Raw genomic sequence first — 23,868 nt, 5'->3', positions numbered from 1 at the left:
CGGGACGGCGACGGCGGCGGCCGGGGCACGCACCCCGGCCGCCGCCGTTCGTCACGTCACCGTCGCATCGCCGCGCCGCTACCGCGCCGGACGCACCACCATCGCCGAGCCGCCGCCCCGGCGCACCTTCTCCGCCGCGGCCAGCCACCTGCCGTCCGGCAGCCGCTGAACGCCCGTCGCGGCGCCGATCTCGGAGGTGAGGCGGAAGGAGTGACCGAGGGCCTCCAGCTGTCCCCGCAGGGCGCTGTCGTACAGGCCGGGCTCCAGTTCCGTCCGGGCGGCGTTGCGCTGGCTGGCGCGCGGCGCGGCGATCGCGTCGACGAGCGGCAGCCCCCGGTCGAGGAAACCGGTCAGGGTCTGCAGCACGGTGGTGATGATGGTCGCGCCGCCGGGCGAGCCGACCGCCACCACCGGCTTGCCGTGCCGGTCGAGCACGATCGTCGGCGCGATCGAGGACCGGGGCCGCTTGCCCGGCCCGGGCAGGTTCGGGTCGTGCACGGCCGGGTTGGCCGGGGTGAAGGAGAAGTCGGTCAGCTCGTTGTTGAGCAGGAAGCCCCGGTCCGGCACGGTGATGCCGCTGCCGCCGGTCTGCTCGATGGTGAGGGTGTAGGCGACGACGTTGCCCCACTTGTCCGCGACCGTCAGGTGCGTGGTGTTCTCGCCCTCGTACGTCGTCGGCGCCGCCGTGCCGCCGCCCGCGCAGGCCGCGGGACGGCGCGGGTCGCCGGGCGCCAGGGGGCTGGTGAGCACCGCGTCGTCCCGGATCAGGCAGGCCCGCGAGTCGGCGTACTTCTGCGACAGTAGTTCCTTCGTCGGCACGTCCTCGAAGGCGGGGTCGCCGACCCAGCGCCCGCGGTCCGCGAACGCGATCCGGCTGGCCTCGATGAACCGGTGCAGGTACTGCGCCCGGCTCGCCTTGGACAGGTCCGTCCGCTCCAGGATGTTGAGGGCCTCGCCGACCGTGGTGCCGCCGGAGGAGGAGGGCGCGACGGAGTACACGCCCAGGCCGCGGTACGACGTCCTGGTCGGCGCCTGGAACTTGACGCGGTAGGCCGCGAGGTCCTTCTCGGACAGCGCGCCGGGACGGGCGTTCCAGCCCGAGGCGGGGTCCACGGGCGGCTTGTTGACGGTGTCGACGATGTCGTCGCCGAGTTCGCCGCGGTAGAGGACGCCGACGCCCTTGCGGCCCAGCTCGGCGTAGGTGCGGGCGAGGTCGGGGTTCTTGAACGTGGAGCCGACGACGGGGAGTTCGCCGCCCGGCAGGAACAGCTCGGCGGTGTCCGGGAAGTACCGGAACCGGGTCTCGTTGGCGGCGGTCTGCGCGCGGAAGGTGTCGTCGACGGTGAAGCCGTCGCGGGCCAGGCGCTCGGCCGGCTTCAGCACCGAGGCGAGCTTGCGGCTGCCCCACTTGTCCAGCGCCGCCTGCCAGGTGGCGGGGGTGCCCGGGGTGCCGACGGCGAGGCCGCTGCTGACGGCGTCGGCGAAGGCGAGCGGCTCGCCGTTCTCGGTGAAGAGGTCCTCGTCGGCGGTGAGCGGCGCGGTCTCGCGGCCGTCGATGGTGTGCACCGTACGGGACCTGGCGTCGTAGTAGACGAAGTAGCCGCCGCCGCCGATGCCGGCGGAGTACGGCTCGGTGACGCCGAGCGCGGCGGCCGTGGCGACGGCGGCGTCGACGGCGTTGCCGCCCTTCCTCAGCACCTCGATGCCCGCGGCCGAGGCGTCCGGGTCGACGCTCGCGACCGCGCCGCCGTGACCCACGGCGACCGGGACCTTCCCGGCCGTCCGATCCTGCGCGGGGGGCGGTGCCGCCGCCCCCACCGACACGACGGCGGCCGAGACCGCCAGAACCGCCAGTTTCCGTCCGACCGGACGACGCATCCGCACCTCCAGGAAGAAGCCGTTCGCGCAGCCTAATTCATCGACATGGCCGCGTCAGGAACCTCCGGAACGCGTGTCCCCCTCGGCCGCTGCCGTGCCCGCCCGCGACCGGCGCCGCGCGCGACGTCGTCCCGGCCGTCCCGGCCGGGACGGCGGCGCCCTCGCCGCGTGCCGCCACGGCACGGGGCCGCGGGCCGGGAGTTCACGCCTCCGCGACCTCCGCGTACAGCTGCGACAGCTCGGGCGCCCCGTGGGCGGCCCACTCCTGTCCGCAGGCCACGACGTCGAACTCCCGGCCGGAGGCCAGCCGGACGACGGGCTGGCCGTCCGGCCGGATCCACCAGGCGGCGCCGGGCACGGTCCGCACGATCACGGTGCCCAGGTACAGGCCGGCGTCGTTGCCCAGCCAGGGCAGGATCTCCTCGTCGTCCCGCCAGCGCGGCACCAGCTGGTCCAGCTCCTCCAGCGAGGCCGCGGAGTCGTCGAGCCGGACGCCCTCCCGGGACGCCTGGGAGCGGAGCAGATCGCACTCGGCGAGCAGATCGGCGATGCCCTCGGGGTCGGGGGCCGCCGCCTTCTCGCGCCGGTTGCCCAGGAAGGGGATGTTCATGCCGCCAGCCTGTCATTCGTGCCACCGTGCGCACCACAGGCGCGCGGACGGACGATTCCGGGCGACTTCGCGCCGACTTGCCGCACGGCGCGTTGACGGGGCGCCGCCGTCTTCCTACGGTCCCGGTGCGTCCGTCGTCCCCGGCGCGTTCCCTTGCCCCGAGCGGGAGGAGTCGGCCGTGCGCCGAGGTGGGTGGAGTTCCGCGGTCGTCCTCGCCCTGCTCGCCGGCCTGGCGCCGGGCGGCTCCGCCCGGGCCGCCGGCGAGGGGACGCCGCCGCTGCCGCTGGAGCGGCTCTTCGACAACACGGCCGTCAGCGACGACGCCCGGCCCGCCGAGGCGGACTTCGACGGCTCGGGCGCCTCCCTGTCGGCGCGGGACCTGGCGGCGGCCGGCTGGACCCCCGGCCGCACGCTCACCGTGCAGGGCGCGCGGCTGACCTGGCCGCGCCGGCAGCCGGGCGAGCCGGACAACGTACGGGCCGCCGGGCAGGCCGTACGGGTCACCGGGCGCGGCGACGCGCTGGCCTTCCTGGTGGCAGGCACCGGCGCCGCGGCGAGCGGGACGGGCACGGTGGCCTACGCGGACGGCACCGGCTCGGCGTACCGGATCTCCGCCCCCGACTGGCGCACCGGCCCGCTCGCCACGAAGGCGGTCGCGCTGCCGCACGTCAACACGCCCGGTGGCCGGCTCGCCGAGCGGGCCCGGCTGTACGTCGTGACGGTGCCGCTCGCGCCGGACCGCCAGGTGGTCTCGGTGCGGCTGCCGCACGCGGCGGACCTGCATGTCTTCGCGGTGTCGGTGCGGGCCGCCGCGCGGGGCTGGACGGGCTCCTGGGCGGCGGCCACGGGCGGGTACGCCGCCGTGGGGCCGTGGACCGACCGGACGCTGCGGCTGGTGGTGCACACCTCGGCCGGCGGGCCCCGGGTGCGGGTGCGGTTCGACAACACGTTCGCCTCGGTGCCGGTGCGGATCGGCGGCGCCACGGTGGCGGTGCGGGCGTCGGGCGCGGCGGCGCGGGGCACGCCGGTGCGGCTGTCGTTCGGCGGCGCGGCGGGCACCGAGGTGCCGGCGGGGGCGCAGGCGTACAGCGATCCGCTCGGCTTCGACGTGCCCGCGGACGCCGATCTGCTGGTGAGCTTCCACCTGCCCGGGACGGTGCCGGCGGCGCCCGTGCACCGCCTCGCGCAGCAGCGCTCGTACGTGAGCGAGCCGGGCGACCACACGGCGGACGGCTCCGCGGCGGCGTACCCCACGACCCTGACGAGCTGGCCGCTGCTGGCCGGGGTGGACGTGGGCGGCGGGCCGGGGTCCGTGGTGCTGCTCGGCGACTCGATCACCGACGGGGACAGGTCCACGCCCGACGCGAACCGGCGGTGGCCCGACGTGCTGGCCGACCGGCTCCTGCGGCAGGACGCGGTCCCCCGCTACGGGGTGCTCAACCAGGGCATCGCGGGCAACCGTGTGGTCACCGACCGCTACCCGGGCGACGGGGTGTCCGCGGACACGGCCGGGGTGAGCGCCCTGAACCGGTTCGACCGGGACGTCCTCGCCCAGACCTCGGTGCGCACGGCGGTCGTCTTCGAGGGTGTCAACGACCTGCTGGCGGGCACGGACGCCCAGCGCGTGATCGCGGGCCTGCGCACGCTCGCGGAGCAGGCGCGGGCGCGGGGCCTGCGGACGCTGGCGGCGACGGTCCTGCCCTGCGGGGGCCGGTCGGGGTGCACGGCCGCCGTCGACGCCGAGCGGGCCGAGGTGAACGCCTGGATCCGCGGCGCCGGCGCCTTCGACGCCGTACTCGACTTCGACGCCGTGCTGCGCGACCCGGCCGACCCGGCGCGGATGCTGCCCGCCTACGACAGCGGCGACCACCTGCACCCCGGGGACGCGGGGCTGGCGGCCCTGGCCGGGTCGGTGGACCTGCGGCTGCTGGACGCGGGCTAGACGTCGAGGTCCACCACGACCGGCGCGTGGTCCGAGGCCCCCTTGCCCTTGCGTTCCTCGCGGTCCACGTAGGCGTCCTCGACCGCCTTGGCGAACGGCTCGTTGCCGTACACCAGGTCGATGCGCATGCCGCGGTTCTTGGGGAAGCCGAGCTGGCGGTAGTCCCAGTAGGTGAACGGGTGGTCGTACTTCAGCGGGCGCGGCACCACGTCGCTCAGGCCCGTCTCGCGCAGGGCGGCGAGGGCGGCGCGCTCGGCGGGGGTGACGTGGGTGGAGCCCTCGAAGACGGCCCGGTCGTAGACGTCGTCGTCCGTCGGGGCCACGTTGTAGTCGCCCAGCACCGCGAAGGGGCGGGGGCCGGCCGCGTCGTCCGCGACGGCCGCGCGCAGGGCCTCGAACCACTGGAGCTTGTAGGCGTAGTGGGGGTGGCCCACCTCGCGGCCGTTGGGCACGTACACCGACCAGACGCGGACCGGGCCGCAGGTCGCGGCGACGGCGCGGGGCTCCACGACGCCGTCGTAGCCGGGGGCGCCGGGCAGGCCCTTGACGACGTCCTCGACGCCGACGCGGGAGAGCACCGCGACGCCGTTCCACCGGCCGGTGGCGTGCACGGCCGCCTCGTAGCCCAGCTCGCGCAGCTGGCCGAAGGGGAACTGCTCCTCGGCGACCTTGGCCTCCTGGAGGCACAGCACGTCCGTGCCGCTGCTCTCCAGCCAGGCCAGCAGCCTCGGCAGGCGGGCGGTGATCGAGTTCACGTTCCAGGTCGCGATGCGCATGGTCCACAACCTACCGGGCGGGTCCGACAACGGGCCCGCCCGGCGGGACCCCGGGGGCCCCGCCGGGCCGGCCTCACACCTCGGTGGAGTCCCCCGGCGCCAGCCGCAGGTGCTCCGCGCCGCCCAGGGCGCCGATCTGACGGTCGTAGACCGGGCGGGCGAGGTCGGTGAGCAGGGCGTCGTGGATGTCGTAGGCGCGCTGCGGCCCGACCTCGCGGACGTAGTCGATGACCTCCGAGATCTTGTTCCAGGGGGCCATCACGGGGAGCATCAGCGTCTCCACCGGGTGGTCGGGGACGGTGAGGGCGTCGCCGGGGTGGAAGAGCTTTCCGCCGTCGATCAGGTAGCCGACGTTGGTGATGCGCGGGATGTCCGGGTGGATCACCGCGTGCAGTTCGCCGTGGACCTGCACGTCGAAGCCCGCGGCGGTGAAGGTGTCGCCGTGGCCGACGGTGTGCACGCGGCCGGGGAAGGCTGGCGCGATCTTCTCCGCGACCGCCTTCAGCGTCCAGATCCGCGCGGCCGGGTTGTCCTCCATCGCGGCCCGCAGCCGGAACTCGTCGAAGTGGTCGGGGTGCTCGTGGGTGACGAGAATGGCGTCGGCGCCGAGCGCGGCGTCCTCCTCGCTGAACCCCCCCGGGTCGACGACGAGCGTCTGTCCGTCCTTCTCCAGGCGGACGCAGGAGTGCGACTTCTTCGTGAGCTTCATGGGTCCATCCTGGCGCGCACCCGGTGCGGATGCTCACTCCTGAGGGGTGGTCTCCTCCCGGATCACCTGCTGGGCCACCCGGAACGCGCTGTTCGCCGCGGGGACGCCGCAGTAGACGGCCGCCTGCAGCAGCACCTCCTTGATCTCGTCCGGGGTGAGGCCGTTGCGCAGGGCGGCCCGGGTGTGGAAGGCGAGCTCCTCCAGGTGCCCGCCGGCGACCAGGGCGGTGAGGGTGACGCAGCTGCGGGTCCGGCGGTCCAGGCCGGGGCGGCCCCAGATCTCGCCCCAGGCGTAGCGGGTGACGAGTTCCTGGAAGTCCTCGGAGAAGTCGTCGGCCTGCGCCAGCGCCCGGTCGACGTGCGCGTCGCCGAGCACCTCGCGGCGCACCTTGAGCCCCGTTTCGTACAGGTCGGGCCGCCCTTCCGGCCGCGGGGGCGCGGCGGGCGCGATCTCGGCGATGGGCGCCGGCTGCGCGGGCGCGGCGGCCGGGACCGGCCTGGCGGGGGCGGCGGGGACGGCCGTCTGGCCGGTGCCGGAGTCGAAGGCGGGCTGCCAGGCGGTGGAGAAGTGCGTCACGAGCAGGTCGGTGACGGCCGCGGGCTGCTCCACGGGGACCAGGTGGGAGGCGCCGGGGACGACGGCGAGACGGGCGTCCGGTATGCCGGCGACCAGGGTGCGGGCCTCGGCGGGGCCGGTGACCTGGTCCTCGGAGCCGACGAGCACCAGGGTGGGCACGCCGACGCGGGCGAGTTCGTGACGGACGTCGAAGGAGGCGAGCGCCTCGCAGGCGGCGATGTAGCAGCCGGGATCGGTGGTGCGCACCATCTGCACGGCCCACTCGGTGATCGCGGGCTGCGCGGCGGCGAACCCGCCGGTGAACCACCGGTCGGGCGACGTACGGGCGATGGGGTCGAGTCCGTTCGTCCGGACGATCACGCCGCGCTGGCGGAACTCGTCGGCGGTGCCGAAGCGGGGCGAGGCGGCGATCAGCGCGAGGGAGGCGAGCCGCTCGGGGTGGCGCAGGGCCAGCTCGATGCCGATGGCGCCGCCGAGCGCGCAGCCCGTGTAGCCGAAGCGCTGCACGCCCAGGGCGTCGAGCGTGGCGAGCAGCCGCGCGGTGAGGTCGGCGACGGAGCCCGCCGGGTAGGCCGGTGCGCCGCCGTGCCCCGGCAGGTCGAACCGGAGGACCCGCCACTGCTGCGCCAGTTCCGGCACCTGCCGGTCCCACATGTGCCAGGTGGTGCCGAGGGACGGTCCCAGGATCAGGACAGGGGCGTCTTCCGGCCCGTCAAAGCGGTATTGCAGGGTGTTCGACGGTGTCTCACTCACGCCCCGCACCCTCTCACGTCTCACGGACGCCCCTATAACGCGGGGGTGCGGGAAACCGGTCCGACCAGGTTGAAGACCTCGCGGGCGGCATACCGCTTGAGACATCTGATGATCTCACGGCGGGTCTTGCCCTCCTGGGTGCGGCGTTCGCAGTACGCCCGGGTGCGCGGGTCGTGACGTGGCCGGGTGAAGACGATGCGGTGCAGGGCGGCGTTGGCCTGGCGGTCGCCGCCGTAGTGGAGCCGGCGCGTGCGCCGCCGCCCCGACGAGTACTCGATGGGGCTGACTCCGCAAAGGGCGGCAAAGGACGCCTCGTTGTTCAGTCGCTCGGGATTGTCCCCCATGGTGGTCAGGAGAGTGACGGCGTTGTCCGGACCGATGCCCACCGGTTCGAGCAGCTGTGGGGCGTGACGTTCGACGAGCCGGGTCAGGCGTCGGTTCAGCTCATCGATCTGTCCGGTGAGCTGTTCGATGCGTTCGGCGAGCATGCGCAACGTCATGTGGGTGGCCTGGGCCACCGCGTCCTCGTCTCCCCCACCATCGGGTGGGCTGAGGGTCGCGCAGGTGCGGAACAGCCCGGCATTGCCCAGGCTCGACAATCGTTCCCGCAGGGCGGGGTCGGCGATGACCAGGACAGCCCTGAGCTGGTTGATCGCCTGGGTGCGGGCCTTGACCGCGGAGTCCTTGGCGAGCTTGTACATCCGGGCGCTGTGCACCGGACCATCGCCGGACTTGGCCCGTGCCCGGGCGCGACCGCTGAGCACGGCACGCGCGGCGGCCTGCGCATCGAGCGGGTCGTACTTTCCCGACTGCCGGCGGGCCGAGCGGTCGGGCCGGTTCACTTCGTACACCTGGACGTGCTGGGAGAGCAGATAGCGAGACAGGCCCGCGCCGAAGGTGCCGGTGCCCTCCACGCCGGCCCGGCGCACCGTCCCCCGCTTGCGGGCCCAGACGAGCAGCCGACGGTGGCCAACAGCCTTCGCCGGAAAGGACTCTGTGCCCAGGACCTTCCCCGGCGGGGAGACCACGGCGGCGACGTGAACCTCGCCGTGCGTGTCCACACCCAGGACGACCTCGCGCCGAACGGGCGGATCCGTGCTCGAGGAAGTGCTGCGCTGTCTGGTCGTCATGATGGTTCGCCTCCCACGCGGTGACGTGCCGGCTGGGGGAACAGCACCGGCCTGCTCGGACGGTCTGAACCGTGATGGCGCCTGGAACTCGGCAAGGCCCCTATAGGGACACGCCCTGCGGCTCGGTGACAGCAGAACCCATCGCGTAACGACGGTCGACATGCCTGTGACTGGACACTTCGGTCAAAGATCTCAAGAGTCAGCCCCCCGTACGGGACGGCATCGCGCAACCGTCCCATCGATCCCGGCGCATCAGCACGTCCCGACCACAGCCGGATGGCTTCGCCCGAACGAGCACCCAACCTGGCTGGAGCAGGTTGAGAACGAGTCGGATCCCCGACCACTCGTGACCGGCAACGACGGACAGCCGTCCGGCCCGCCGCGCGATCGCCCCTTCATCGACCATCGCACGAACAGCTTCGAGCCCTCTTTCCGGCACACGGCCTTCCACAAGTCACGTAGCGGACGCCGACGGCCCGCGATGCGGCGAACTCGGCGCGCTGTCGGCGTTCCCGCTCCCGCCTCGACGGCTGCGAGGTCCTTCTCGATGAGCTGCTGGCCGATGTCGGCCATGATGGTCTCCGTGCTCCCGGGCGGGCTGAGGGACTGGAGGATGCGGCCGGACCTTGCAGTCAGCGTGCTCGATCGCCCGGCCGCCCCGTCCCCGGACGGGGCGGCCGGTGGCGGTCCTGCCCGTTATGCGAGCGGGTCGCCAGCCTTCTGAACGATCCTGGCGATCCACGCCATGGCCTCGGGCACGTCGTAGTTCCCGGCGTGCGGCTGGTTCCAGGCGAGCCGGTAGTCCAGGTCCTCGACCTGCTTGTCGGCGGCGAGGGCGCGGTCGAGGTTGACCGAGACGGTGAAGGCGGTGTCGCGGTCACGGGTGCCGTGGCGGACGTACCAGTTCGGCGCGGTGTCGGCCTTCGTACCGATGAAGTCCATCGGGTTGATGAGGTGGATCTGGTCGTCGACGGTGGTGCTCGGCTGCGCGGTGTACTGCTTCCAGGTCAGCCCGGTGTCGTCCAGGCCGCTGCCGTCGCCCGGCACGTCGTTGTGGTTCCAGCTGTACTCGGTGTAGTTGAGGTACATCTGGGTCGGCGGGCCGAAGAGGTTGGTCTCGGTGCGGCTGGTGGTGTTCCCGGCGACGCCCACGGCGTCGAAGGCGGGGGTTGTCTTGAGGGCGGCCTGGGTGGCGACGAAGGCGAGGTACTTCGTCATGTCGACGGAGCGCACGGTGCGGGTGGCGGTGTCGACGTCGATCCAGTCGTTGACGTACGACTTGGTGGTGCCCCCTGCGGTGATCTGGAAGGTATCGCCCAGCGGCGGGATGGAGTGGGCGGCATCCTGCTTCAGGTAGGTCTCGGCGGAGCGGACGACCTCCTGCTGGATGGTGTCGAGCATGGTCGCGGCGGTGAGCCGGGAGCCGTCGGGGTTGCGCAGCCCGAGGCTCTTCTCGTACGCCGCGAACCGGGCCGCGATCTCTGCGGCGGCCTCGGGGGAGAGGTTCTGGCCGGTGGTGTCGCGGGTGCCGAGGGCGTTGTAGAGCCACTCGTAGGCGATGTCGGCGTTGCCGAGGTCGGTGATCGGGCAGTAGGCGCTGACGGCGAAGACGTCGTCGCGCAGGGTGCTGCGCCCCTCGGCGTCGATGCCGGCGGCGCCGATTGCGGCGAGGTACGGGGTGTACTCGGCGCTGTTGCCGGAAGCGCCCAGGGCCGACGCCAGCGCTCCGCCGCCGCTGGTGCCGTTGACGACGATCCGCTCCGCGCTGCCGGGCATCGCGATGTCGTTGAGACGCAGGTAGCGCACGGCGGCCTTGGCGTCGGTGACGGCCGCGGGTGCCTTGCCGGGGAACGAGCCGTCGGCGCCGATCAGTCCGCGGCTGCGGCTGGCAACGTCGACGAAGACGTAGCCCGCCTTCAGGGCGGCGCCGACGTTGCTCGTCGCGCTGTTGTAGGCGGCGCCGGCGGTCACGCTCGCCCGTATGTAACTGGCCATCCAGCCACTGTTGTTCACGGCGAAGTAGATCGGCGCCCCCTGGTCGCCGAAGGCGCTCTCGGGGACGAACACGTTCATGCTCTGGTAGCCGCAGGCGGTGTTGGAGATGGTGGTGGTGCCCCCGCCCGGACCGCCGGGCTGCTGTGCCGCCGCGGCGACCGGGTTCGCGACGTAGCAGATCTCCTTGTACCAGCGCACCTGCAGGGGACGGCCGTCGACGGTGACGGTGATCGTCGTGTAGCGGGAGGGGTCGAAGGCGAGCGCCGCGTCCTGGGAGCCCGCGGCGTGGCTGCGGCTCTGCGCGGGGGCGGCCGCCGCGACGGAGGCCGGTACGGCGGCGGACGTGAGGACGAGGGAACCCGCGAGCGCCATACCTCTCAGGAGGCGTGTGCGGATCACTGGGCGTTCCGCCCGCACGCTCGGCGGGTGGGCGAGTGCGTCTCGTCCGCAGGACGTGGTCAACCTCTGCATGGGTCTCCCCTCATCGAGCACCAGGTGCTTCGCGGATGCCTCGAGGTCAAGGCGTGACGCACGCTACAAGATTGTTAACAATATGCCTAGCATTATCGCGGACATTGTCGGTCGTCGTGGTGGCGCAGCCACAGGACGAGGTGCCAGTCCTGGTCGTTGGCGAGGGGATCTGCGGTGTGCGCGGGGCGTCCGTCCACGGCCGAAGGCATGACGAAGGCGCAGGTGGCCGAGCCGTCCTCGTGGTAGTTGGCCAGGTTCGCGCGGAAGATCGTCTCGGCGAGGCGGTCGGTGTCGGGGGTGCGCAGGGTGGCCGGGAGGCGCAGCAGGGTCGTGGCGGTCAGGGTGCTCCAGTAGTGCGGGAAGACGTCGCCCCAGAGCCGGTTCTCGCCGAACCAGTAGCCGTCCCAGTGGCGGATGGCGATGCCGTGCAGGCGTGCGTGGGGCTGGGGGCCGCCGAAGGCCAGCAGCCAGGGCAGCCGCTCCTCGATCGCGCCGTGGAAGACGGCCTCGCCGGTGAGGGCGTAGGCGTCGCTGAGGAGGTCGAGCAGGGGGGCGACGATCGCCTGCTCGTAGCTGACCTCGTGGGCGGGCAGCTGCCGTCCCAGGCGCGCGAACCGGCGGGCGCTGTCGACCAGTTGCTCACGCAGCCGTGCGGCGCGGGCGCTCTGGCCGGCGGTGTCGAGGGCGTCGCAGACGGCCGTCGTCGTCGGGGAGTCGTCGATGGACAGATGGGTGGCGCCGCCCAGGTCGAAGCGGCGCTCGATGATGCGGGCGGCGCGCTCCAGGTCCTCTTCCCGGCCGTGCGCCCGGTGCCGGTCGAGGAAGAAGCGGGCCAGCCAGGGCATGTCGTACAGCCGCGGTTCGAGGTGCCAGGTCTGCGAGCCGCGGCGCGGGGCGTCGGTCTCGTCGAGGAGGTGGCGTACGGCGAAGCGGGACCAGCCATCCAGCAGGGGGCCGGTCTGCTCCGGGTCGGCGAGGCCGCGGGCGGTGGCGGCCTGCAGCAGCAGCGGCATGGCGATCCGCTCCGAGCCGTCGGACCAGTCCGGCCAGCCGTTGGTGGCGCCGGTCAGCCCGGTCCGGGTGTTCACCGGGACGAAGGCATGCGCGAGCAGACCGGGCCGCTCCACGGCCCGCTGGTGGCAGGCGATGTAGGCGACGCGGCGGCGCACGACCTCCTCCAGCGGGAGATGGAAGAGCACCTCGGTACGGGCGCCGTCGCCGATGTCCAGGGTGCGGGTGCCGTGTGCGGACGCCTCGATGCGGTACCGGCCGTCCGCCTCCCGCTCCACCTTCACCTGCGGGTCCGGGCTGCTCACCGACGCCGCCTCGACGACGATCGGGGTGCCGGTCTCGGCGGCGTACGCGGAGAAGGCGGCCGGCGGCCGGGTGGCGGCGGTGAACGCGCCGACCGACGCGTACCAGCCCAGCTCCCACGCGAGCGAGACCGACTCCCCCGGCGCCAGGCGGAGCACCGGTTGCCCGCCGAACGCGTCCGGGTTGCGGGCATGGTCGGTGACCTGGAGGACCAGGTGACCGCGGACGTCGGACAGGGACGCCTGGTTGCGGGACTCCACCGAGTACGCGCGCACCGCCCCCTCCCGCACGATCAGTCCCAGGCAGCGCCCCTCACCGGACATGGGCTCGGCCAGCACCCACGCCCACGTGCCTCCGGTGAAGACGTGCGCGTGCACCGCCTCCTCCAGCGAGGTCCGCGCGTCCCGGTACCAGTCGGCGAAGGGCGTCTGGATGCCCAGGCCGGTGACGGCGAGGGACTCGTCGGCGCTGTTCACGACCCTGTAGCGCTCACGCAGCACGGCCCCGTCCACGCACCGCCGCACCTCCACCCGGACCCCGGGCAGCGGTGTGTGCACCGCCTCCACGACGTCCTCCGCCACCCGCAGGCCCGACGGCGCGAGCCACCGGGCCGCTCCCCTGTCCGTCACCAGATGCCCGGACCCCCACTGGTGCTCCACCGAGTGCCAGGGCGCGGCGTCCTGATCGAGCAGAAACCGCCGTACCAGGGCCCGGTCGTCCAGGAACTGCACCGGCGCGCCCGTCACCGGGTCGAGCACCGCACGCCCCGTGCCGAACTGGAGCGACTCCGGAACCCCGGCCTCGGTGGAAAGCACTTGAACACTCCTCGCGTGTACGTGCGCCCGCTCGGGCGGCAGCGGTCACATGAAAGCAACACCACCCGGTCGGGTACAGGGACGCGAAACTTTTCGACTGCGGACAACCGGGGGCGCCCGCGGCAGGTGACATCGATCGGACACCGCGTCCGCCACGGATGTGAGACTGCAGGAATGACGATCGACGACTCGGTACTCGACGATCCTGTAGGGCAGTCACTCGGCGGCCCGCACGCGCACCTCGCCCGACGGCTGGGTGGAGCCGCCACCTATTGCGCCGACGTGGCGACCTTCTCCGCCGTGCCCGTCCAGCCGGGGGCACGGGACTGGGCAGACCTCGCCGCGTTGCTCGGTCCGGGTGCCTTCGCCGACATGTTCAGCTGCCCGGCCGGCCCGCCGCCGAGCTGGGAGCCCGTCTTCGACCTGGCGGGCCGTCAGTTGATCTGGTCCGGCGGCCCCCTTCCCGACCGGCGCGGCGCCGCGCCCGACAGCGACATGGTCGTCCTGGGCAAGGACGACGTGCCCGAGATGCTCGATCTCGTCGCGCGGACCGAGCCGGGGCCCTTCCGGTCACGCACCCACGAACTCGGCACCTACCTGGGTGTGAGGGTCGACGGCGCCCTCGTGGCGATGGCCGGGGAACGCCTGCGGCCCCCGGGATGGACGGAGATCAGCGCCGTCTGCACCGCACCCGAGGCACGGGGCCAAGGCCACGCCACCCGCTTGGTACGTGCGCTCGCCGCACGCATCCTGGCGCGCGGCGACCGTCCCTTCCTGCATGTCGCCGAGACGAACACCGGCGTCATCGCGCTGTACGAGCGCCTCGGCTTCACGACACGCAAGAAGGTGACCTTCCGAGGCTTCCGAACCCCGTGACCGCCCCCCTCGGCGGTTCCGCGGACATGCCCATGCCGACAACCGGGCAGGGCGGCTCACGGCTGAGCCTTCTTCGGTCCCGGTCGGCATTACGCGGAGGTCCGGGGATGCGTCTGGTGCGGTGGCGATGACGAAATCCACGGTGCCGGCCGGGGGTCATCGGCCGTCCGAGGTCAGGACTGGTGGCCTGGGCCGGTGCAGATCCATACCGCGCCGAACTTCGACGCCCTGGAGCCCACCTTCGGGTACGCGGACATCACGTTCACGTCCGCCTACGACAAGACGGACGAGGGCCTCGGCGAGGGCATGTACGACGCGGCCGACCGCGACCTCACCGTCTTCACTTGCGTCGGCGCCGAACGTACGGCGAGCAAAGGCAGGTCCTGAGCCATCGCCGACCACAGCACCCGCGCGGCCGACGTCAGGATCCCTTCGGTACGGCGGCCGGGTCGGCCAGGATGTGTTCGCGTCCGGCGGCGAGCGCACCGTGAAGGGCCGCGTCGGCACCGAGGGTCCCCGGCGTGACGGCAGGGGAAAAGGCTGGGAAGGCGCCCCGGCGCGGGGCGAGGCGGGCGTCGATGCCGGGTCTCAACCAGGGGAGCCAGTCGGCGAGTCGGCCGCCGAGGACGACGTGATCGGGGTCGGTCACTCCGGTGAGCGACTGGAGTGCGGCGCCCAGGGCGTGCCCGGCGCGGTTCAGTGCGGCCAGAGCGCTCGGCTCGCCGGTACGCAGGCGGTGGTCGAGTTCGGTGAGGGCGGCGCTGGTGTGCTGAGGCGAAGCCGAAGTGCCGAGGCCGGCCTCCTCCAGGACCGCGCGGGTGCTGACGTACGTGGTCAGGCAGCCGGTCGCGCCGCAGCGGCAGACGGGCCCGTCGAGGGAGACCGGGATGTGGCCGAGCTCCCCGGCCAGGCCGTGACTGCCGTGGAAGACGCGGCCGTCAACGATCAACGCACCGGCCACTCCCGCGTCCGACTTCACATACGCCACGGTGCCGCCCCGCAAGGCGAGGGCGTGGTACTCGGCCAGCGCCGCGGCCTTGGCGTCGTTGACCACGTCGACGGGGCACGGCAGTCCGGGCAGCCGGTCGGCGACGAGCCGGGCGAGGTGCGAGGCACTGCGCGCAGGGCTCGGCGCGTCCTGCGCCCTGTCGGTGACCGGTCCGGACAGAGCGATCACCAGACGGCCATGATGGACTCCTGGCTCCGGGGGACCGACGGCGTCGACGGCGGAGGCGATGTCATCGGCCAGGTTCTCCACGGGTCCGAACGGCCCCCCCGAGTTCGGTAGTTGGCGCGGCAGGCCGGGTACGCCGGCCAGGTCGGACGTCATCACCGTGCTGTATCCCCAGGCCACATGAACAGCTGTGGTCCGCACTCGCGCGGGCACAAGACTCACCAGTCGGCGCGGACGGCCGCGCCCCCCCGACGAGGCGGCGCCGACCTCCGCCACCAGGCCGCGATCGATCAGGTCGGCGACGAGCGCCGTCACCGAAGCGTGCACCAGGCCGGTGCCCGCGGCGACCTCGGTGCGTGCGCACGGGCCGTGCGCGGCGACGTAGCGCAGGACCAGGGAGAGGTTGGCCCGGCGCACAGCCGCGGAGTCGGTGGGAGCGGGGGTGTTCACGCCTCGATTGTGCATGGTCGCCACAGCGGTCCTCGATTTCACGTCCTTCTAATTTTTCAACCGTTGAAAATAAAGAACCGGAGCCCGCACACTCAACGTGAAGCACCCCCACGGACGGCGGACAACCCGCCGCGACGAGGAGATGACCATGAAGCACAGGGCAGTGAACCGCAGGAGCGTCGTCATAGGACTCGGTGCGACCGCCGGGGTCGCAGCCGTCGGCGGCATCACGTTGACCGCACAGGCAGACAACACGGGCGGCACCGACAGCGCCTCGGTCGACGACTTGCTGGTCTTCGACCAGGACGACTTCACAGAGAAGACGGAGTCGATCGCCGACGCCTCCGGCACCGAGCACTCGGTGACGTACCGCTTTTACAAGGCCCGCCACTACGTCACGAACCCGAGCGACTCCGACCACCAGAGCCTGGTGGTCAGCGTCCCGGTCAAGATCGACAGCACGGCGGTCGATGCCTCAAACGCCCCGATCGTGCTCGCCAACGCGGTGGGAGCCTACATGCCCACCAGCGTGGCGGAGGCCACCGGCGTGGGACAGGCCAAGCTGGAGATGACCGGCATGGGCGGCGCCATGCCCAGCGGCATGCCTCCGGGCGGCACGGGCGGCGGCACGGCGGGTGGCACGGGTGCCATCAACGGCATGGTGAACCTCGCGAAGCTGGCCCTGGTCGCCGGTTACGTCGTGGTGGAGCCCGGCACCCGCGGCCGCAGCCTTACGGACTCCTCCGGCAGCTACTACGGCACAGCCCCCGCAGTGATCGTCGACCTGAAGGCCGCCGTGCGCTACATCCGCGCCAACGAGGGCCGCATCCCGGGCAACGTGGAGCGGATCGTGTCCACCGGCACCAGCGCGGGCGGCGCCTCCTCGGCCCTGCTCGGCGCCTCCGGCGACAGCAAGATCTACGAGCCGTACCTCAGGGAGGCCGGCGCGGCCGATGCCTCCGACGCGATCTTCGCGACCGGCGCCTGGTGCCCGATCACGGACCTGGAGCATGCCGACGGCGCCTACGAGTGGAACTGGGGCACCCTGCCCACGCAGACCACCGGCAGGACCGTCGACCAGAGCGTGTCGAAGGAGCTCCGGTCGCAGTTCGCCGAATACCAGGCGGGCCTGAAACTCCGCGGCCTCAAGGGCTCGGGCTTCGGCAAGATCACCGCCCGCAACTACGCCGACTACCTCCTGGAGCACTACCTCCGGCCGTCGGCGACGAAGTACCTCGCGGCCCTGTCGGCTTCCGAGCGCGAGACATACCTGGCCAAGAACACGTTCATCACGTGGAAGAACAACCGGGCGACCTTCACGTGGGAGGGCTACCTCGCGCACGTGGCACAGCGGAAGAAGACCCAGCCGGCCTTCGACGCGTTCGATCTGTCCGCCGGTGAGAACAACGAGTTCGGCAAGGGCACCACCAAGGCCCGTCACTTCACCGCCTACAGCGCGAAGAAGGACACCACCGGGCTCAGCAGCAAGCGGGTCGACAGCGACATCCCCGAGAAGCTCAAGCTGATGAACCCGATGTTCCACCTTCTCGAAGAGCGCAACCCGAACCGTTCCAAGCACTGGTGGATCCGGCTCGGCACATCCGACACCGACACAGCGCTGACAGTCGCCGCGAACCTCGCCATGGCCGTGGACAACCTCGGTGACGACGTCGACCACGCGTACTACTGGGACAAGGGCCACGCCACCAACGAGGACCCGGGCGACTTCATCAAGTGGGTCGCCAAGGTGACGGGCTACAAGAGCTAGCCACCGCCACCGTCACAACGGCCACTCCGCCCTCCTTCGCCGACGACCTGACCCTCGACGAGAGCCGTTGGCGCCGCCTGCCGCATCCGCCGTGACGCGCCCCACCCTCAAGAGTGAGAACAGAATCGTTGACAATTCTGTTGCCCTAGATTTAGCGTCGACAGGCACTCACTCAGGGAGGGCAGATGCCGAAGGAAGCCCGTCCAGGCTCCGGAGAGCAGGCCAAGCAGTACGCGCTGGAGCGCCTCAGGAAGGCAATCCTGCAGGGCGAGATGGCGCCGGCCCAGCGGCTGGTGGAGAACGAGCTCGCCGAGAGGTACGGCGTTACGCGTGCCAGCATGCGCGCCGCTCTGCTCGATCTGACCTCCGAGGGGCTGGTCGAGCGGATCCGCAACCGCGGTTCGCGGGTGCGGGTGGTGACGGTCGAGGAGGCCGTGGAGATCACGGAGTGCCGGATGGCACTCGAGGGGCTGTGCGCGGCCAAGGCGGCGACTGAGGCCACCGACGCACAGCTCGACGAGCTGACCGGCCTGGGCAAGGCCATGTCCAAGGCGGTCGCCGACGGCGATCCGGTCACCTACTCCGAGCTCAACCATGACCTCCACGGCCTGATCCGGGATGCCTCCGGCCAGCACACGGCCGTCGGCCTTCTGGAGCGGCTCAACGCCCAGCTGGTGCGCCACCGCTTCCAGCTGGCGCTGCGCCCGGGGCGTCCGCAGCAGTCCCTGAGTGAGCACCTGGCGCTGATCGAAGCGATCAGGGCCAGGGATCCGCAAGCGGCCGAGACGGCCGCGCGCGCCCACCTCAGCAGCGTGATCGACGCCCTGCGCGCCGACTGAGACGCGCTCCTGGGGCGGGTGCGGCACCTGTCACCAAGGAGATACAGCATGACCCACGGCAACGGCGCACCCGCCGCCACTCCGCCCCGATCGACCCTCGTCGTCACCGCGCACGCCGGGGACTTCGTGTGGCGGGCGGGCGGAGCCATCGCCCTGGCCGCGTCCCGGGGCGAGAAGGTCACCATCGCGTGCCTGACCTTCGGCGAGCGCGGCGAGTCGGCCAAGGCGTGGCGGGAGGGGAAGAAGCTCGACGAGATCAAGGCGATACGCCGCGAGGAGGCCGAGCGCGCCGCCGCGACGCTCGGCGCCGAAGTCCGCTTCTTCGACGCGGGCGACTACCCGCTCCTCGCCACCCCCGAGCTGACCGACCGGCTCGTCGCCGTCTACCGGGAGACGCAGCCGGACGTCGTGCTCACGCACCCGGTCGAGGACCCGTACAACGGCGACCACCCGGCCGCCAACCGCATGGCCTTGGAGGCCCGTGTCCTCGCCCAGGCCATCGGCTACCCCGGCGAGGGCGGGATCATCGGCGCCCCGCCCGTCTTCTACTTCGAACCGCACCAGCCCGAGATGAGCGGCTTCAAGCCAGAGGTCCTCCTCGACATCACCGAGGTGTGGGACACCAAGCGCAAGGCCATGGAGTGCCTGGGCGCCCAGCAGCACCTGTGGGACTACTACACCGATCTCGCCGTACGTCGAGGGGTGCAGCTCAAGCGCAACGCCGGCCCCAACCTGGGTCTTGCCCACAAGACCATGGCCGAGGCGTACATGCGCCCCTACCCGCAGATCGCGAAGGAGCTCGCCTGATGCCCGGCGTCATCGTCACCAACCCGTCCAAGGCCGAGGCGAAGGCCGTCGAGGCGCTCGCCGGCTACGGAACGGCCACCGTCGGCGAGGCCATGGGCCGCACCGGCTTCCTCGGCACGCATCTGCGCCCGATCCAGCAAGGCGTCCGCGTCGCCGGCACCGCCGTCACGGTGCTGTGCTGGCCGGGCGACAACCTCATGATTCACGCGGCGGTCGAGCAGTGCGGCGAGGGCGACATCCTCGTCGTCACCACCACCTCGCCGTGCACCGACGGCCTGTTCGGCGAGCTGTTCGCCACAGCCCTCGCCCATCGCGGGGTGCGTGGCGTCGTCCTGAACACCGGCATCCGCGACACCGCCGAACTGCGCGCGATGGGCTTCCCGGCCTGGTCCGCCGCCGTCAGCCCGCAGGGCACGGTCAAGGCGACCGGCGGCAGCGTCAACGTACCGATCGTGATCGGCGGCCAGGTGATCCGCCCCGGTGACGTGATCGTCGCCGACGACGACGGCGTGGTGGTCGTGCCGCGCGAGCGCGCCCGCGATACCGCCGAGGCGTCCGAGGCCCGCGAGCGGAAGGAGGCCGCCGCCCGCGCCGCCTTCCTGGAGGGCGAACTGGGCCTGGACCGCTACGGGCTGCGGGACAAGCTCAAGAAACTCGGCGTGGAGTACCGCACCTACGAGGAGGTCGAGTCGTGAGCGGCCCCGCGGAGGTCCGCTGCATGCTGATGCGCGGCGGCACCTCCAAGGGCGCCTACTTTCTGGCGGACGACCTGCCCACCGAAGAGACCGTCCGCGACGAGCTGCTGTTGCGGGTCATGGGCAGCCCGGACCCGCGCCAGATCGACGGCCTCGGCGGCGCCCACCCCCTCACGAGCAAGGTTGCCGTGGTGTCCCCGTCGACCGACCCCGAGGCCGATGTCGACTACCTCTTCCTCCAGGTCGCCGTGGGCAAAGCAGTGGTCTCGGACCGCCAGAACTGCGGCAACCTGCTCGCAGGGGTCGGCCCGTTCGCTGTCGAGCGCGGACTCGTACGAGCAGGCAGCAACGAGACATCCGTGCGCATCCGCATGGTGAACTCCGGTGACTTCGCCACGGCGACGTTCCCGACCCCTGACGGCCGCGTCGACTACAGCGGCGACACGGAAATCTCCGGTGTTCCCGGAAGCGCAGCTGCCGTGGTCATCGAATTCCCCCCTCGGGAGGGGCGGTTGCTGCCCACGGGGAACGTGAGCGACACGGTCGCCGGCATCCGGGTCACGTGCGTCGACAACGGCATGCCAACCGTTCTGATCCCGGCCGAGGCACTCGAGGTCACCGGTCAGGAGGACCCCGAGGACCTGGAGACCAACGGGGAACTGACCGCCCGGCTCCACGAAATCCGGCTGGAAGCCGGGAAGCTGATGGGACTCGGCGACGTCACCGAAACCACCGTCCCCAAGCTCACCCTCCTCTCGCCGCCCCGCCACGGCGGCGCTGTCACCACCCGTACCTTCGTCCCGGCCCGCGTCCACACCTCCATAGGCGTCCTCGGCGCCGCGAGCGTGGCGGCCGGGCTGCGAATCGAGGGAAGCGTCGCGCACGGCATCGCGGCCCTCCCCGAAGAGGACGATCGGCTGCGCATCGAGCATCCCAGCGGTTTCACAGACATCGAGAGCAGCATCGATCGCACCCCCGAGGGCGGCCTGAGAGCCCGTCGCACCGCCGTCGTCCGCACCGCCCGCAAGATCTTCGACGGCACCGTCTTCCCCGTACCACCCACAGGAGGTCGCTCATGACCCCGCCTCTCGGCGACATCGCCCACATCGGCCACGCCCAGCTGTTCACCCCGGACCTGGACGCCTCCGTCGCCTTCTTCACCGACTTCCTGGGCCTGACCGTCAACGGGCAGGACGGCGACACCGTCTACCTGCGGACCTTCGACGACTACGAGCACCACAGTCTCGTCCTCACCGCCCGCGAACAGCCCGGCCTCGGCCGCCTCGCCCTGCGCACCTCCAGCGAGGAGGCGCTCCGACGTCGGGTGGAGGCCATCGAGGCGGCGGGCGGCACGGGGAAGTGGACCGAGGACGAGCCCGGTCTCGGCCGGCTCTACGTCACCACCGACCCGGACGGCCACGAACACGCCCTGTACTGGGAGAGCGAGCACTATGAGGCCCCCCAGGCGCTCAAGCCGTCTCTCAAGAACCAGCCGCAGGCGAAACCCAACCGCGGCGTCGGCGTCCGCCGCCTGGACCACATCAACTTCCTCGCCGCCGACGTCCTCGCCAACGCCGAATGGCAGGAACAGCTCCTCGGCGCCCGCCCCACCGAGCAGATCCGGCTCGACTCAGGCAAGATCGCGGCACGCTGGCTGACGTATACCGACAAGTCGTACGACGTCGTCTACACGTCCGACTGGACCGGCAGTGAGGGCCGTCTGCACCACATCGCCTTCGCCACGGACACCCGCGAGGACATCCTGCGCGCCGCCGACCTTGCCATCGACACCGGCGTCTTCATCGAGACCGGGCCGCACAAGCACGCCATCCAGCAGACGTTCTTCCTCTACGTCTACGAACCCGGCGGCAACCGCATCGAACTCTGCAACCCCCTCACCCGTCTCGTCCTCGCCCCCGACTGGCCGCTCATCACCTGGACCGAGGAGGAGCGCAAGAAGGGCCAGGCATGGGGCCTGAAGACGATCGAGTCCTTCCACACGCACGGCACGCCGCCCGTGCAGCCCTGATGTGATCTTGTCCTGTCCGGCCCCGGGGAACGGCCGTCCGGTACCCCGGGGCCGAATTGTTGCCTAGATTGTTAACAAAACTGTTGACGTGATGGCTATGGCTTCTTAACGTCTACGCCACAGCGAGCTCGAGGCTCCCCACGCGGAGTCCGCAGCTCGGGGGCATGCTCCGTCCGTCCTCCCCACCGGCCGCGCGAGCCGCACCGGCCCCCCTGCCCTTGCAGCCAGGGACCAGGGCCCCGTCCTGACGTCCCGCACGAGAGGAAACAACGATGTCCTCCTCCGCCACCTCCCCGCTCGCCCCGGCGACCGGGACAGCGACCCGCCGTAGCCGCACCGCCGTCATCGCCCTGTGCTGGGGACTCGTCCTCCTCGACGGCATCGACACGTTCATCTACGGCTCCGTGCTTCCGAAGATGCTCGGCGGCCACAGCCTCGGCCTCACCCCCGACGTCGCCGGAACGATCGGCAGTTACGCCAACTTCGGGATGCTGCTCGGCACGATCCTGTCCGGCATGGCCTCGAACTGGATCGGCCGCCGCGTCACCGTCTTCGTCAGCGTCGTGATCTTCACCTTCGCCACACTGGGAACCGGCTGGTCCCAGTCCTCGGGCCAGTTCGGCCTTTTCCGCTTCGTGTGCGGCTTCGGCCTCGGCGCGCTGCTGCCGATCGCGATCTCGTACGGCATGGAGTTCACCTCGCGCGGCCGGCGCGCCCTCGCCACCGGCATCATCATGACCGCCCACCAGACCGGCGGCGCCCTGGCCCCGCTGATCGCCCTCTGGCTGGTCGACGAGCACGGCTGGCGCACGGCCTTCATCGTCTCCGCGCTGCCCGCCCTGATCCTGCTCCCGGTCGCCTTCAAGCTGCTGCCCGAGTCGCCCACCAACCTGCTCACCCGTGGCCGCCGCGCCGACGCCGAGCTGCTCGCCGCCGCCTACGGCACCGAACTGGCCGAGCCGAAGACGCACCACGTGGACAAGCTGGACGCGCTGAAGAACCTCTTCCGGCACGGCCAGTGGTCCACCACCCTGTGCTTCTGGCTGACCTCCTTCGCGGGTCTGCTCCTGGTCTACGGCGTCGGCCAGTGGCTTCCGAAGATCATGGTCGAGCTCGGTTACGACACCGGCGACTCGCTGCTCTTCTCGACGTTCCTGAACGTCGGCGGCATCTGCGGCATGCTCGTCGCCGGCCGCACCGCCGACCGCATCGGCCCGCGCAAGGTCGTCATCGCCTGGTTCCTCCTGACCGCCGTCTTCGTCTACCTCATGGGCGTCCACATGTCGGTCGGCGTCCTGTACGCGGTGGTCTTCCTCGCCGGACTGCTGCTCTTCTCCGGCCAGACCATGGTCTACGCGACGGTCGGCACCCACCACAACGACGAGGACCGCCCCACCGCCCTGGGCTGGGTCTCCGGCATGGGCCGCTTCGGCGCCATCTTCGGCCCGTGGATCGGTGGCGCCCTCATCGAGGCGGGCAACGCCGACATCGGCTTCACCATGTACGCCTGCGCCGCGCTCTTCGGCGCCCTGATGATGGCCCTGGCCGCCCTCACCATCAGGACACGCTCGGCCGCGAGGCACTAACGGTCGGCACCTCGAAGGGCCGCCCCCGCAACCGGGTCGGCGGCCCGGAAAGGACGGGCGTCAGCCCAGCCGCCACCGGTGCCACGCCGCGGCGAACAGGGGAGGCCGACGGCCACGCTCTCGCCGGTGGCCGTGGAAGGCAAGGTCTTCGCTGGGGGCCCTCACGCGTGCGACGTCAGCATCGGACCAGACATCCTGCCGGAAGGAGCCCTCCTCTTCTCGGACGGCCGGACTGTACGGGACGTCGAACGGCCCATCCGGGACGTTCTGCGTACCGGCGAGCTGGTGAGAGACACGGGCTACCAGAGCACGGCCCCCGTCGACCCGCACCGGCAGCGCTTATGGTCACTGTCCTACTTCCGGCTGCACGACGACGCCGGACGCGCCATCGGAATGTGCGAAGTCGGCTCCGGCGTCACCGAAGCGGAGGCGGTGGTGCTGCCCCCGGACACGACCAACGCTGCTGCCGCCAATGCGGTCATGAGAGCTTGGTTCATCCTGCACACCCTCCAAAAGACCGTCAGTTTTCGGAGCGGTCTTAGAGCTCCTAACGAAATGCGGTTGGGTCGTGTCTTCCCGCTGGGTGACTCGGTTGGTTGGGCGTGAGGAAGCGTGATCCCCAACCGTGGCTGGTCGACGATGACTTGTGGGTGCGGATCGAGCCCTTGCTGCCCG

Annotated in this window: 20 protein-coding genes; 11 read left to right on the top strand and 9 right to left on the bottom strand. The window is 71.7% G+C overall.

Annotated elements, in window-relative coordinates; translation table 11 throughout:
• Positions 1 to 78: 78 nt before the first annotated feature.
• Together ggt and ABD363_RS19315 are read right to left on the bottom strand one after the other, a co-directional pair.
• Positions 79 to 1,878, bottom strand: coding sequence for a gamma-glutamyltransferase (gene ggt, locus ABD363_RS19320; RefSeq protein WP_344605194.1), 1,800 nt, complete (start codon positions 1,876 to 1,878; stop codon positions 79 to 81).
• 202 nt (positions 1,879 to 2,080) lie between these two features.
• Entirely contained in the window at positions 2,081 to 2,488 is a 408-nt protein-coding gene (locus ABD363_RS19315) for a DUF6278 family protein (RefSeq protein WP_344605192.1), read from the bottom strand.
• A gap of 178 nt (positions 2,489 to 2,666) precedes the next feature.
• On the opposite strand from ABD363_RS19315, the gene ABD363_RS19310 reads away from it, so the two are divergent.
• A complete protein-coding gene (locus ABD363_RS19310) occupies positions 2,667 to 4,430 on the top strand; it encodes an SGNH/GDSL hydrolase family protein (protein ID WP_344605190.1) in 1,764 nt (587 codons plus the stop codon).
• Here the strand turns inward: ABD363_RS19310 and ABD363_RS19305 are convergent.
• From ABD363_RS19305 to ABD363_RS19280, 6 genes are all read right to left on the bottom strand, one after another.
• On the bottom strand, positions 4,427 to 5,206 hold the full coding sequence (locus ABD363_RS19305; RefSeq protein WP_344605188.1) for an exodeoxyribonuclease III: 780 nt from the start codon (positions 5,204 to 5,206) through the stop codon (positions 4,427 to 4,429). The genes ABD363_RS19310 and ABD363_RS19305 overlap by 4 nt on opposite strands.
• A gap of 73 nt (positions 5,207 to 5,279) precedes the next feature.
• Positions 5,280 to 5,915 (bottom strand): MBL fold metallo-hydrolase, encoded by a 636-nt coding sequence (locus ABD363_RS19300; RefSeq protein ID WP_344605186.1) that lies wholly within the window; start codon positions 5,913 to 5,915, stop codon positions 5,280 to 5,282.
• Positions 5,916 to 5,948: 33 nt separating this feature from the next.
• Positions 5,949 to 7,244: a bifunctional 3-oxoadipate enol-lactonase/4-carboxymuconolactone decarboxylase PcaDC gene (gene pcaDC / locus ABD363_RS19295; RefSeq protein WP_344605184.1), complete on the bottom strand. Its 1,296-nt coding sequence runs from the start codon at positions 7,242 to 7,244 to the stop codon at positions 5,949 to 5,951.
• A gap of 32 nt (positions 7,245 to 7,276) precedes the next feature.
• The gene (locus tag ABD363_RS19290; RefSeq protein WP_344605182.1) at positions 7,277 to 8,374 is read right to left on the bottom strand and encodes an IS110 family RNA-guided transposase; all 1,098 of its coding nucleotides are present in this window, start codon (positions 8,372 to 8,374) and stop codon (positions 7,277 to 7,279) included.
• A gap of 696 nt (positions 8,375 to 9,070) precedes the next feature.
• The gene (locus tag ABD363_RS19285) at positions 9,071 to 10,741 is read right to left on the bottom strand and encodes a subtype B tannase (RefSeq protein ID WP_344605180.1); all 1,671 of its coding nucleotides are present in this window, start codon (positions 10,739 to 10,741) and stop codon (positions 9,071 to 9,073) included.
• A 191-nt stretch (positions 10,742 to 10,932) separates the two neighbouring features.
• Positions 10,933 to 12,969, bottom strand: a complete 2,037-nt coding sequence (locus tag ABD363_RS19280) for a hypothetical protein (RefSeq protein ID WP_344605178.1) — start codon at positions 12,967 to 12,969, stop codon at positions 10,933 to 10,935.
• 174 nt (positions 12,970 to 13,143) lie between these two features.
• Between ABD363_RS19280 and ABD363_RS19275 the strand changes: the two genes are divergently transcribed.
• Complete coding sequence (locus ABD363_RS19275; RefSeq protein ID WP_344605176.1) at positions 13,144 to 13,845, top strand: GNAT family N-acetyltransferase; 702 nt, start codon at positions 13,144 to 13,146, stop codon at positions 13,843 to 13,845.
• Between the two features lie 195 nt (positions 13,846 to 14,040).
• Positions 14,041 to 14,232 carry a hypothetical protein gene (locus ABD363_RS19270; protein ID WP_344605174.1) on the top strand — a complete coding sequence of 64 codons (192 nt, stop codon included), beginning with the start codon at positions 14,041 to 14,043 and terminating at the stop codon, positions 14,230 to 14,232.
• A gap of 34 nt (positions 14,233 to 14,266) precedes the next feature.
• Here ABD363_RS19270 and ABD363_RS19265 read toward each other — a convergent pair whose 3' ends face one another.
• Positions 14,267 to 15,469: an ROK family transcriptional regulator gene (locus ABD363_RS19265; protein WP_344605172.1), complete on the bottom strand. Its 1,203-nt coding sequence runs from the start codon at positions 15,467 to 15,469 to the stop codon at positions 14,267 to 14,269.
• Between the two features lie 148 nt (positions 15,470 to 15,617).
• On the opposite strand from ABD363_RS19265, the gene ABD363_RS19260 reads away from it, so the two are divergent.
• From ABD363_RS19260 to ABD363_RS19225, 8 genes are all read left to right on the top strand, one after another.
• The gene (locus tag ABD363_RS19260; RefSeq protein ID WP_344605169.1) at positions 15,618 to 17,237 is read left to right on the top strand and encodes a subtype B tannase; all 1,620 of its coding nucleotides are present in this window, start codon (positions 15,618 to 15,620) and stop codon (positions 17,235 to 17,237) included.
• Positions 17,238 to 17,422: 185 nt separating this feature from the next.
• Positions 17,423 to 18,076 (top strand): GntR family transcriptional regulator, encoded by a 654-nt coding sequence (locus ABD363_RS19255; RefSeq protein ID WP_344605167.1) that lies wholly within the window; start codon positions 17,423 to 17,425, stop codon positions 18,074 to 18,076.
• Positions 18,077 to 18,124: 48 nt separating this feature from the next.
• The gene (locus tag ABD363_RS19250; RefSeq protein WP_344605165.1) at positions 18,125 to 18,883 is read left to right on the top strand and encodes a PIG-L deacetylase family protein; all 759 of its coding nucleotides are present in this window, start codon (positions 18,125 to 18,127) and stop codon (positions 18,881 to 18,883) included.
• Positions 18,883 to 19,578 carry a 4-carboxy-4-hydroxy-2-oxoadipate aldolase/oxaloacetate decarboxylase gene (locus ABD363_RS19245; RefSeq protein ID WP_344605163.1) on the top strand — a complete coding sequence of 232 codons (696 nt, stop codon included), beginning with the start codon at positions 18,883 to 18,885 and terminating at the stop codon, positions 19,576 to 19,578. The genes ABD363_RS19250 and ABD363_RS19245 overlap by 1 nt, the downstream gene beginning before the upstream one ends.
• Positions 19,575 to 20,657, top strand: a complete 1,083-nt coding sequence (locus ABD363_RS19240) for a 4-oxalomesaconate tautomerase (RefSeq protein ID WP_344605161.1) — start codon at positions 19,575 to 19,577, stop codon at positions 20,655 to 20,657. Before ABD363_RS19245 ends, ABD363_RS19240 begins: the two co-directional genes overlap by 4 nt.
• Positions 20,654 to 21,607 (top strand): catechol 2,3-dioxygenase, encoded by a 954-nt coding sequence (locus ABD363_RS19235; protein ID WP_344605159.1) that lies wholly within the window; start codon positions 20,654 to 20,656, stop codon positions 21,605 to 21,607. Before ABD363_RS19240 ends, ABD363_RS19235 begins: the two co-directional genes overlap by 4 nt.
• Before the next feature lie 272 nt (positions 21,608 to 21,879).
• The gene (locus ABD363_RS19230; RefSeq protein WP_344605157.1) at positions 21,880 to 23,193 is read left to right on the top strand and encodes an MFS transporter; all 1,314 of its coding nucleotides are present in this window, start codon (positions 21,880 to 21,882) and stop codon (positions 23,191 to 23,193) included.
• A gap of 126 nt (positions 23,194 to 23,319) precedes the next feature.
• The gene (locus tag ABD363_RS19225; protein ID WP_344605155.1) at positions 23,320 to 23,799 is read left to right on the top strand and encodes a PAS domain-containing protein; all 480 of its coding nucleotides are present in this window, start codon (positions 23,320 to 23,322) and stop codon (positions 23,797 to 23,799) included.
• The last annotated feature ends 69 nt before the right edge of the window (positions 23,800 to 23,868 follow it).

The organism is Streptomyces glaucus (assembly GCF_039533365.1).
Lineage (GTDB): Bacteria > Actinomycetota > Actinomycetes > Streptomycetales > Streptomycetaceae > Streptomyces > Streptomyces glaucus.
This window is presented reverse-complemented; position numbering and strand designations above follow the sequence as displayed.

What these genes read in the sequence shown, in the direction of transcription:
- ABD363_RS19255 (WP_344605167.1), top strand. Translation starts at nt 17,423, where the DNA reads ATGCCGAAGGAAGCCCGTCCAGGCTCCGGAGAGCAGGCCAAGCAGTAC.
- ABD363_RS19275 (WP_344605176.1), top strand. Translation starts at nt 13,144, where the DNA reads ATGACGATCGACGACTCGGTACTCGACGATCCTGTAGGGCAGTCACTC.
- ABD363_RS19300 (WP_344605186.1), bottom strand. Translation starts at nt 5,915, where the DNA reads ATGAAGCTCACGAAGAAGTCGCACTCCTGCGTCCGCCTGGAGAAGGAC.
- ABD363_RS19245 (WP_344605163.1), top strand. Translation starts at nt 18,883, where the DNA reads ATGCCCGGCGTCATCGTCACCAACCCGTCCAAGGCCGAGGCGAAGGCC.
- ABD363_RS19305 (WP_344605188.1), bottom strand. Translation starts at nt 5,206, where the DNA reads ATGCGCATCGCGACCTGGAACGTGAACTCGATCACCGCCCGCCTGCCG.
- ABD363_RS19250 (WP_344605165.1), top strand. Translation starts at nt 18,125, where the DNA reads ATGACCCACGGCAACGGCGCACCCGCCGCCACTCCGCCCCGATCGACC.
- ABD363_RS19260 (WP_344605169.1), top strand. Translation starts at nt 15,618, where the DNA reads ATGAAGCACAGGGCAGTGAACCGCAGGAGCGTCGTCATAGGACTCGGT.
- ABD363_RS19235 (WP_344605159.1), top strand. Translation starts at nt 20,654, where the DNA reads ATGACCCCGCCTCTCGGCGACATCGCCCACATCGGCCACGCCCAGCTG.
- ABD363_RS19230 (WP_344605157.1), top strand. Translation starts at nt 21,880, where the DNA reads ATGTCCTCCTCCGCCACCTCCCCGCTCGCCCCGGCGACCGGGACAGCG.
- ABD363_RS19315 (WP_344605192.1), bottom strand. Translation starts at nt 2,488, where the DNA reads ATGAACATCCCCTTCCTGGGCAACCGGCGCGAGAAGGCGGCGGCCCCC.
- ABD363_RS19285 (WP_344605180.1), bottom strand. Translation starts at nt 10,741, where the DNA reads ATGGCGCTCGCGGGTTCCCTCGTCCTCACGTCCGCCGCCGTACCGGCC.
- ABD363_RS19290 (WP_344605182.1), bottom strand. Translation starts at nt 8,374, where the DNA reads ATGACGACCAGACAGCGCAGCACTTCCTCGAGCACGGATCCGCCCGTT.
- ggt (WP_344605194.1), bottom strand. Translation starts at nt 1,878, where the DNA reads ATGCGTCGTCCGGTCGGACGGAAACTGGCGGTTCTGGCGGTCTCGGCC.